Here is a 9,901-nt window from a genome sequence, read left to right on the forward strand (position 1 = left end):
TTTTTATTGTGCGCACTTTGGTCTTGGATATTGAGTATATGATATAACGTCATGGCCAGATGTGAAAATCGATGCAGAATTTGTAAATTGGATATAACTCGCGGCTACTCAAATCAGTTGGATGTGAAGTCGTCAAATTACGCACCATGTTAAAAATCGCCTTCTTATCAACCTGCGTCCTTTTTGCTGGTTCCGGCTCTGCCCAGGAAGCGACACCTCTATCCGTTCTGAACGGACCAGGAAAGCATACCCTGGTTTATTTACGTGATCTGTCAGGGAAACCACTGCCGCGTTCCCCAAGCATGGATATTGAAGGGAGTCCCTTTCTCAATGATGAATTCGCTTCCGGCCGTGTAGTTTTCAATGATGGTAAAATGAGCAATGATGTGTATCTGCAATTCGATTTGTTTAATAACAGGTTGTTATTTAAACGTGATGGTATGGCGCTTGAATTTGTAGATAGTGTCAGGACTTTTTATCTGCAGCATACAGAAAACAATACGCTGGGTGTTGTGTTCAGAAGTAATTTCCCGCCGATAGCTGGAAACACAAGGGCTACTTTTTATGAATTGCTTGTTGATGGAAAAATTGCATTGCTGAAACACCGGTATAAGACGATTATTGGATTCAGAGAGTTTAATCTTGCAAGCAAAAGAACTTATACAGAAGATTCTCAATTATATGCTGCCCTTCCCGACAACACCATCATCAGGATCAAAAAAGACAGGAACTTTTTGATGAAGGCAATGCCTGAATATGCGGATAAAATTATGAAATTGACAAACGACCTCAGGTTGAAAAACGAAGAGTCATTGGTGACCTTGTTCCAGGAACTGAATAAGTGAGCATGTCAAATAAGATTCACTTCCCGTTCAAGCTGCACACCAAACTTCTTCTTTACAGAGTGTGCGATCTCAATACCTAAAGCATTTATTTCCGCGCCACGCGCATTTCCATAATTTACCAACACCAGCGCCTGCTGCGTGTGACAACCTGCGTCTCCTTTTCGGTACCCTTTCCATCCGCATTGTTCTATCAGCCAGCCGGCAGCAAGTTTCATCGAAGAATCTTCCAGCGGATAGGCAACAATGTCCGGGAACTTCGCCCCCAGTTTTTCGTACACGGCCTTACTTACCGTTGGATTTTTGAAGAAACTACCTGCATTTCCTATTACCCTTGGATCAGGCAACTTAGAAGTTCGGATGTTAATCACCGCCTGTGAAATGGCATGGATAGAAAGATCTCTCACGCGCATTCTTTCCAGCTCCTGTGATATCGCTCCGTACGAGATCCTGTATTCATGTTTCTTATTCATTCGGAAGGTTACGTTCAGGATTACGAACCGATCCCTGAACTTCCTTTTGAATATGCTTTCACGATAGCCAAATTCACAATCATTCACCGAAAACATATATGCCTTGCCCGATTGAAGATCGAAGGCTTCCAATTCGTCAAAGATCTCCCTGAGTTCCGCTCCATAGGCACCAATGTTCTGCATGGGCGAAGCACCAACATTGCCCGGGATCAGTGAAAGATTTTCTGCTCCGCCCAGGTTATTTTCGAGACAGAATAATACAAAGCGATGCCAGTTTTCCCCCGCCCCCACTTTGACATAAACATGGTTCGTATCTTCCTTGATAATGTCAATCCCCCTGACCTCGTTTTTAAGCACCATTCGGTTTACCTTCCCGGTAAGTAGAATGTTGGAACCTCCCCCGAGTATCATCGGTGGGAACTTTGACACCCCGGTGAGTTTTTTATAGCGGCCCAGCAGTTCCTCCAATTCGAACTCATCCCTGAAAGTGGCAAAATATCGCGCAGTTTCAGCAATGCCGAAGGTATTTAGATCCCGCAGTGGGTAATTTTCGTGAACTTGCATAGAGTTTTATTGTTTGTACCTGCACCCAGCCAGTTCGTTAGCTGAATCCACTGATTGAATTGAACATCGGCTGAGGTCCGGCAAACATCGTCAATTAGCAGATGCTGCTATACAAAAATAAAAAATTATGACCGGACAAACTGCAGTCGTTATTGGTGCCACTGGGATGATCGGGGACCTTCTGGTTAAACAACTTATTGCTGATCCCGCCTTTACCCGCGTAAGATTGCTGGTTCGCCGACCCATTCTTTTCCATGAATCGAAAATAGAGGTAAAGCTTGTCAATTTCGATGATCCGGCTGATCTCGATCAGCAAATTGGCCGCGGAGATTGTATTTTCTGCTGCGTGGGAACCACGCAGTCAAAAGTGAAGGGTGATAAGACTGCTTATCGCAAAGTTGACTACGATATACCTGTGAATTCCGCGAAGGCAGGTCTTAAATACGGATTTAGCAAATTCCTGTTGGTTTCGGCGGTCGGTGCCAATCCCAATTCCGGGAATTTTTATCTGAAACTGAAAGGAGAAACGGAAACGGCGCTGAGAAAATTGAATTATCCGGCCTTACATATTTTTCAACCGTCTTTATTAATCGGAGAAAGGAACGAATTCCGGATAACTGAAAAGATCGCCCAGGTGTTGATGCCTGTGTTTTCGTTTGTGCTTGGTGGAAAAATGAGAAAATACAGGGCAGTGCAAGGGACAGATGTTGCCCGGGCTATGATCAACGCCGCTAAATCAGATAAAACAGGGGTCAATGTGTATCTCTACGATGAGATCGAGGCTATGGCTCATCAAACTTAGTTTCCAGTCAAATGCATACAAGCAGGTATCTTGTTTTTGACGCCGCAGGACCGTACCCGTACCTGTACGGCCCAGACAACCATCCTTTGTCATATCCTCGTTTCACGGGAGCGGATCAAACCGCATCTACATCTGCAATAATCACGACGTTTTTGTAATTTTTATCATTGTGCATAATAGCAACCTGCTCATGAATAGCTGCTTTGCAACGGTTATTCAAGGCCGTGTCCTTGGGAAGTTTGAAAAGAAGCTCCATCAGGTATTGATTTCTTACACGGTTCACAACCGGTTCTGCCGGCCCAATCATATAAGAACCGAATTCATCTTTTAAAGCCGCGGCAAAAATCTTTGCAGCTGCTGCAACCACATCCTTTGACCGGTGCTTCATGGTAAGTTGAATGATGCGTGCAAAAGGCGGGTAAAAAAATTGTTTACGGCTTTGTATCTCATTCTGGTAAAAAAGATCGTAATCATGAGCCGCCACATAAGCCAACACAGGATGCCCGGTCTGCGCTACCTGTATCATCACCTTACCTTCACCATCTTTCCTCCCTGCACGTCCACTAACCTGCTCCATCAGCTGAAAGGCCCTTTCATTCACCCTGAAATCCGCAAAGCTTAATAAACTGTCCGCATCAAGTATACCTACCAGGTTCACATTTTCGAAATCGAGGCCCTTCACAACCATCTGGGTTCCTATCAGTACATCGATCCTGTGCTGCTCAAATTGTTGGATCAGGTTATCATGCGCCATCTTGCCGCGAACGCTATCAATGTCCATCCTGGCAATGCGTGCCTTTGGTATCAACTCTTCCAGCTTCTCCTCAATTTTCTCCGTTCCAAAATTCTGTTGCATAAACTGGTCACCCCCACAGGCTTCACAACGATGCACGAGCGGATAAACCGTACCACAGTAATGGCAGTGTAATTTGTTCGTGTTTTTATGAAAACTCAGGCTCACATCGCAGTATCGGCAATGCGGGATGGTTCCACAAAGTTTACACACCTGGTAAGGCGAATAGCCACGACGGTTCTGGAACAGTATGACCTGTTTGCCTCTTTCTATGGAATCTTCTATCGCAGCCTGCATTGGCTGACTCACCATGATCTTTTCATTGCCAACCTTGAACTGTTTTTTCAGATCTATCAGTTCTATCTCGGGTAACCGAACACCACCATAACGTTCATCCAGAACCGAAAAACCGTATTTACCCGATTTGGCATTGAAATAACTTTCTACCGAAGGCGTCGCACTGCCCAACAACACCTTTGCCTTAAACAGGGAGGCATAGAAAATGGCGGCATCACGGGCATTATATCTTGGTGCCGGATCCTGTTGCTTGTAAGAACCGTCATGCTCTTCGTCAACAATCACCAACCCGAGATCTGTGAATGGCAGGAACAAGCCGGAACGCGCCGCCAGCACCACCTTAAGCTCACTGTTCTTTACCTTGTTCCAGATCTCCACCCTTTCGTTCTGGCTGAACTTACTATGATAGATCCCAATAAAGCCTCCAAAATGTTTCTGTAGTCTCCGGATGATCTGCGACGTTAGTGCGATCTCCGGCAGCAGGAACAGCACCTGTTTCCCCTGCCTGATATATTGCTCAATCAATTTGATGTAGACCAGGGTTTTCCCACTCGAAGTAACCCCATGCAAAAGGCAAACAGATTTTTCGCCGAATGAACTGGTAATGTCGGCCAGCGAAGTTTCCTGCTTAGGGGTCAGCTGAAAATCGATCTGAATATCCCTGGGCAGGTACCGGATCCGATCGATATGCCGTTTTTCTATCCAAAGGATGTTCTTTTCTATCAGCCCTTTTAACTGGGCGTCAGAAGCATTGCTTTTTTTTAATAAGCCGGATTTTGTAACCTCTCCCTCCGTTCTTTGCAGATGCAGATAGGCAAGCAACAACTCCATTTGTTTGGGCGCCCTCGACCAGTTGTTCAGCAGGTCGGCAAGTTTATCCTCTGAATCATACACTGAATGAAGGATAACATAAGTTTCCTTTTTGGGTGAATAAGTCTCCTTCAGCGATTCCCACACAAAACAGACCTTTTTCTCGATGAGCTTTTTGATGATGGGATAAACCTTGGGCGATTCCAGCAATTGCTGAACTTCGGTGATCCTGAGTTCTTTTTTGACGTGCAATACTTCAGCTACCACAAACTCATCCTGCTCGAGCATCGAAAAATCTTCACCATGTTCTTCATTAAATACAAGAATACTTTCGCTGCTTAGCTTAAAGTGCGCAGGTAATGCAGCCGCCATTACTTCACCTTCACTACACATATAGTAACGCGCGATCCATTCCCACAGCTGTAATTGTTCAGCAAAAACAATGGGCTCGGCATCCAGCACATTCAACAGGTCCTTGATCTCAAACGAGGGTGTATCATGATGAACCCGCCTGACAACCCCCGCATATTTTTTATTCTTTCCAAGCACAACCTCAACCCTGCAGCCGGGCAATACCTGTTGCTCAAGTTCTGGGGGTACGGACCAGGTATAATTTTTTGGCAGGGCCAATGGTATGATGATTTCTGCAAACATGTTTTGGTAAGACCACTGCCGGCGAAGGCTTGAATTGGTCAGCCGGCAATTTACGATCGAATTCTTTTAGCTGAACAGTATTTAACCTTTGTGCGAAAGGTTTTCAACCTTGATCCATGAGGCTTTATACTCTATAAGCTTTTGCTCCATGATGGCATACACTTTTTCTTTCAAAAAGCTCAGATCCGCGGGTGTGAGCCCCTTAGTAGGAATTTCTTCAAGAAATACGGACCTCGATCTTCCAGGTGAAATCAGCAGCGCACTTTCATAAGGCATCCGGTCGTATCCATCAAGGAACAGCAAAGGTTTGATGGGTGTCTGCATTTCGATGGCCACCCTGAAAGCACCATCAAAAAAAGACTTTAAAGGCTCGCCGGTTTCATTAAAAGTCCCTTCCGGAAATATAAATATTGATATTCCCTTTTTTAATACAGACTTGAGTATCCTCACACTCTTTGATCGTGCTTCCGTACTGGAACGATCAACGGTTACTACAGCATTGCGATAGATAAATCCGAAAAACGGGATCTTCGAAGTTTCATATTTGGCAAGGATCCTTACCTGCTGCCGGAGTGTTTTGCAGATGATCGGCGCGTCTATATATGACAGGTGGTTCGCTACAAAAATGTAAGGTTTGTGTTTGTCATGCGGCGATTCATAATAATTTTTGTGACGGATCCCGATAAAAAAGAACCAGAGATCAGCCCAGAAGTTGCACAGCCGGTATATGGCATTACCCCCTTTTATCCTTCCAAAAAATGAAGCAATGACCACGAACGGCAAGATCAGGAACATTGTCAGAATGAATACAATCAAAACATAGATCGCATAAATGAACCGGGCTATTTTTATCACAGATCTTACCAATGAATAAACGCAGTTGAAAAAGATAATTTGAGTTATGAATAGTAAATATAATCGTTTAGGCCCGGGCAGTTTTCTTTACATGGCAAAACGACAAAATATACCTAGTTACAACGGCATGCCCAGTCGGTATCCAGGTCTATACAGGTGACCACCACATGAGCATGGGAGGTTTGGGCAAAAACGATCCGCACATGTTGCTTGTCGTGGGTGACGCCTTCCAGTGCAAATTTTGGATCGCGATTTGAATCAAGCTCACTTTTCGCATAATTAATTTTTCCTTCGCCGCGTATTTCAAGGACTTCTGATTCATCGATCCGGCGGCAATCCATACGACACCGGGCATGTTTTGAGTAGACAATTTTGGAAAGATTACGGTTGAATACAGGCTCAACCTTATTATCCCGTCTGCCCCGCCTTTCGCCTGACGGTGCTGTGACCCTGTCATCACCCTGTTTTCCCCCGGCCGGCTCAGGCTCCGCCTTCTCGTTCGAAACCGTATTATTCCGGGAAGATGTTTCCTGCTGCTTTTTTTCCTCTTGATTTTCCGGCTGGTAGGTTCCTTTGCAGTAGAGCCTCGAAATGACCATTACCAGGATAGCAATGAAAACAACCAGAAAAATTGGCAAACGCCGCTGTCTCATAATCTCAGGATAAAGTTCAAGATATGTATTGTTTTGAATAAATATTACCTTCGCGGCCGTATGACGGCAAAAAGGACAGTGGCATTTCACACACTTGGTTGTAAGCTCAATTTCTCGGAAACCTCCTCCCTGTCGAGGTTGCTCGAGAACGAAGGTTTCGAAAAAAGGGATTTTACAGAAAAGGCAGATGTGTATGTGATCAACACGTGTTCGGTTACCGAAAATGCAGATAAGGAGTGTCGTTATCTTGTCCGCAAAATACAGCGGAAATCTCCCGAAAGTTTTGTAGTGATCACCGGTTGTTACGCCCAGCTTAAACCCAAAGAAATTGCCTCAATTCCGGGGGTTGACCTGGTGCTCGGGGCGGCTGAAAAGTTTAATATCGGCCAGCATCTCAGAGAACTCGCAAAATCGGATACCGCTAAGATCTGTAGTTGTGATATATCCGAGGTAAGCGGGTTCAATCCATCTTTTTCAAAAAACGACCGAACCAGGACTTTTTTAAAAGTCCAGGACGGGTGTGATTATACCTGTTCTTTCTGTACCATCCCGATGGCCAGGGGAAAAAGCCGTAGCGATCTGGTTGCGAACGTAGTTAACAATGTCCGCGAATTAGCCAGAACAGGCGTTAAGGAAGTGGTGCTGACAGGGGTGAACCTTGGGGATTTCGGGAAGGGTCCCGATGGTAATAAAAAGCAGGCTGAAAACTTTTACGATCTGGTGCGGGCGCTTGATAAGGTGGATGGAATTGCACGTTACCGGATCTCCTCTATCGAACCAAATCTCCTGACCAACGAAATAATAGAGTATGTCGCGAACAGCGATAAGTTCATGCCTCATTTCCATATTCCATTACAAAGTGGCAGCAACAAAATTCTTGGACTGATGCGACGTCGTTATCAGCGCGAACTCTATGCAGATCGCGTGAGCCTTATTAAAAAACTGATGCCTCATTGCGCTATCGGCGTTGATGTAATTGTTGGCTTCCCTGGGGAAACCGATGAGGATTTTAAGGATACGTTTGAATTTCTACATTCACTTGATGTATCCTATCTGCATGTATTTACTTATTCTGAAAGAGCTAATACCCGGGCCCTTGAAATAGAACCCGTGGTTGATATCAACGTAAGAAATGAGCGCAACAAAACACTGCGGAACCTATCATATATGAAGATGCAATACTTCACATCATTGCATGCCGGTGAAACAAGAAAAGTGCTGTTTGAGAAACACAGCAATCATGCTATGATGGAAGGATACACGGATAATTATATCAAGATTACTGCTCCGCGCAAACCGGAATGGGTCAATGAACTCGTCGACTGGAAGATCTGATTGATCACCCCTGCGAATTGTCAACTACAAGATCTGAATGCTCATTTCCGCTTACGCCACACTAGGGTACAAATTTTGATTTGCACAACTTATATCCAAAGGCCATGTCAAAAGAGAAAGATCTCCAACGATTTTTAACTGCGCAGAAAAGCGACTATGAGTTAGCGCTTTCTGAAGTAAAAAAAGGCCGCAAGGTAAGTCACTGGATGTGGTATATATTTCCACAGATAGCAGGTCTTGGCCTGACTGACACCTCGAGATTCTATGCGATCAAAGATTCAGACGAAGCTGCTGAATATCTTCGCCATCCTGTTTTAGGTAAGAGGTTAATTGAAATATCCAGGGAGTTGCTAAAGCAGAAATCAAATAATGCCCGTATGATATTTGGTGTGCCTGACGATATGAAGTTAAGGTCATCGATGAGTTTGTTTGCATCTTTGCCCGATACTGATCCGGTGTTTCAACAGGTACTTGATAAATTTTTTGAAGGCGAACCCGATGCTAAAACGATACAGATTTTGAGTTCGGAAAAGCAATAGCACGCCAGGCAGTTTTGCAAAAAAACTATCCGGTACCAAATAATTCGACATCGCCTGTCCGACATCGCAACCTGCCCGGAACACCCGGAAATTCAGATGTTCTATCCACCACTCTCAGCGGCCTGCAAAGGTCAGTTAAGCCGCCATATACAGTAAACGTTTCGGTACATTTTGTCAGATTCTACGTTTAACAGTTAAACGTCCGGATTTCATCTTATTGTCAGGAATAATGTCCTATTTGCAGTAAAATGTTACTATGAAATTAAGATCAACAATACTTATAGCGGTTTCATTATTTTCAGTAAATACCATCTGTGCTCAGACCTCAGATGCGGAAGCCGAAGCAATAATCAATCTTTTAGGGGTAAAGAAAAGAGAAGCAGTTTCAAAGATGGTGATGGTCCAGGGTAAAGACTCTGTCGCATTCTGGAAAATTTACGACGAATACCAGCAGGCCAACCGCGTCACCGCCAAAAACAGGATGGCATTATATGAAAGAACTGCGAATGCCTATAATCGCATGGATCCTGCTGTAGCAGATTCACTGGCACAATCGTATTTTATTAACCGCGCAGAGCAGGAGAAGAGTTTAGAGTCTTATTATAAGAAGATAAAAAGCGCTACCAACGCATTGATCGCTTTCGAGTTTTACCAGGCTGAAGTATACCTGCTGAACTCAATCCGGACATCCATCATGCAACAGATCCCTACCTATGGTCAGTTGATGACCAGCGGGAAGAAATAGTATGTACTTCGGAAAATGGCTCATGATTTCTGAGGGTAGGCCGAAACTTTGACATGCGAATCTCGCATTTTACAATGTGGTATGAGGTACCGATCTGCCTGGTCTCTAATACTTGATTGCAACACAGTTCTCTAATCATTTGGACCGACTTCTGGTGGTAACCTTGATAAATTAAATTTTGCTAAGCAAAAGGTTTCAGGAAAATGAAACTTTTTGCTATTAAAGAGTTGATCCGGAGCTTTAAGATCCGTCCGAAAATGCATTTGACTTCTTGTAGAAAAAAATTGGAAAAAAATTGTTCTAAAATATTCATTCCCCTATCTTTGCACTCCCAAAACAGAGAGAACTATTGATAAAGGGAGTTTAGCTCAGCTGGTTCAGAGCATCTGCCTTACAAGCAGAGGGTCGGCGGTTCGAACCCGTCAACTCCCACAGGTTGAGAGGTTTCAGTTTACTGAAACCTTTTTCATTTATCCCATTGTCCAGTGCATCCCGGTTTGCAACCGGGAGGGTCGGCGGTTCGAACCCGTCAACTCCCA

Annotated in this window: 9 protein-coding genes and 1 tRNA gene; 6 read left to right on the forward strand and 4 right to left on the reverse strand. The window is 44.3% G+C overall.

Translation table 11 applies throughout. The features are described 5' to 3' along the window. The first annotated feature begins 146 nt into the window (after positions 1-146). On the forward strand, positions 147-845 hold the full coding sequence (locus ACX0G7_RS20090; protein ID WP_458925311.1) for a hypothetical protein: 699 nt from the start codon (positions 147-149) through the stop codon (positions 843-845). Between the two features lie 5 nt (positions 846-850). Here ACX0G7_RS20090 and murB read toward each other — a convergent pair whose 3' ends face one another. Beyond that, the gene (gene murB / locus ACX0G7_RS20095; RefSeq protein ID WP_458925312.1) at positions 851-1,879 is read right to left on the reverse strand and encodes a UDP-N-acetylmuramate dehydrogenase; all 1,029 of its coding nucleotides are present in this window, start codon (positions 1,877-1,879) and stop codon (positions 851-853) included. A gap of 127 nt (positions 1,880-2,006) precedes the next feature. Between murB and ACX0G7_RS20100 the strand changes: the two genes are divergently transcribed. Further along, positions 2,007-2,681, forward strand: a complete 675-nt coding sequence (locus ACX0G7_RS20100; protein WP_458925313.1) for an NAD(P)H-binding protein — start codon at positions 2,007-2,009, stop codon at positions 2,679-2,681. 115 nt (positions 2,682-2,796) lie between these two features. Here the strand turns inward: ACX0G7_RS20100 and priA are convergent, their stop codons facing one another. The 3 genes from priA to ACX0G7_RS20115 form a co-directional block, all read right to left on the reverse strand. Then, positions 2,797-5,235 carry a replication restart helicase PriA gene (priA, locus tag ACX0G7_RS20105; protein WP_458925314.1) on the reverse strand — a complete coding sequence of 813 codons (2,439 nt, stop codon included), beginning with the start codon at positions 5,233-5,235 and terminating at the stop codon, positions 2,797-2,799. An 81-nt stretch (positions 5,236-5,316) separates the two neighbouring features. Continuing rightward, positions 5,317-6,102 (reverse strand): lysophospholipid acyltransferase family protein, encoded by a 786-nt coding sequence (locus tag ACX0G7_RS20110; RefSeq protein WP_458925315.1) that lies wholly within the window; start codon positions 6,100-6,102, stop codon positions 5,317-5,319. 101 nt (positions 6,103-6,203) lie between these two features. Next, positions 6,204-6,743, reverse strand: coding sequence for a DUF4258 domain-containing protein (locus tag ACX0G7_RS20115; RefSeq protein ID WP_458925316.1), 540 nt, complete (start codon positions 6,741-6,743; stop codon positions 6,204-6,206). 60 nt (positions 6,744-6,803) lie between these two features. Here ACX0G7_RS20115 and mtaB point away from each other — a divergent pair, with 60 nt between their 5' ends. The 4 genes from mtaB to ACX0G7_RS20135 all read left to right on the forward strand — a co-directional run bounded on the left by mtaB (position 6,804) and on the right by ACX0G7_RS20135 (position 9,794). Next, the gene (mtaB, locus tag ACX0G7_RS20120) at positions 6,804-8,078 is read left to right on the forward strand and encodes a tRNA (N(6)-L-threonylcarbamoyladenosine(37)-C(2))-methylthiotransferase MtaB (RefSeq protein WP_458925317.1); all 1,275 of its coding nucleotides are present in this window, start codon (positions 6,804-6,806) and stop codon (positions 8,076-8,078) included. A 104-nt stretch (positions 8,079-8,182) separates the two neighbouring features. Continuing rightward, positions 8,183-8,617, forward strand: coding sequence for a DUF1810 domain-containing protein (locus ACX0G7_RS20125; RefSeq protein ID WP_458925318.1), 435 nt, complete (start codon positions 8,183-8,185; stop codon positions 8,615-8,617). 256 nt (positions 8,618-8,873) lie between these two features. After that, on the forward strand, positions 8,874-9,362 hold the full coding sequence (locus tag ACX0G7_RS20130; protein ID WP_458925319.1) for a hypothetical protein: 489 nt from the start codon (positions 8,874-8,876) through the stop codon (positions 9,360-9,362). Between the two features lie 357 nt (positions 9,363-9,719). Further along, a tRNA-Val gene (locus tag ACX0G7_RS20135) sits at positions 9,720-9,794 on the forward strand. Positions 9,795-9,901: the final 107 nt, after the last annotated feature.

It is taken from the genome of Flavitalea antarctica (genome assembly GCF_054461535.1).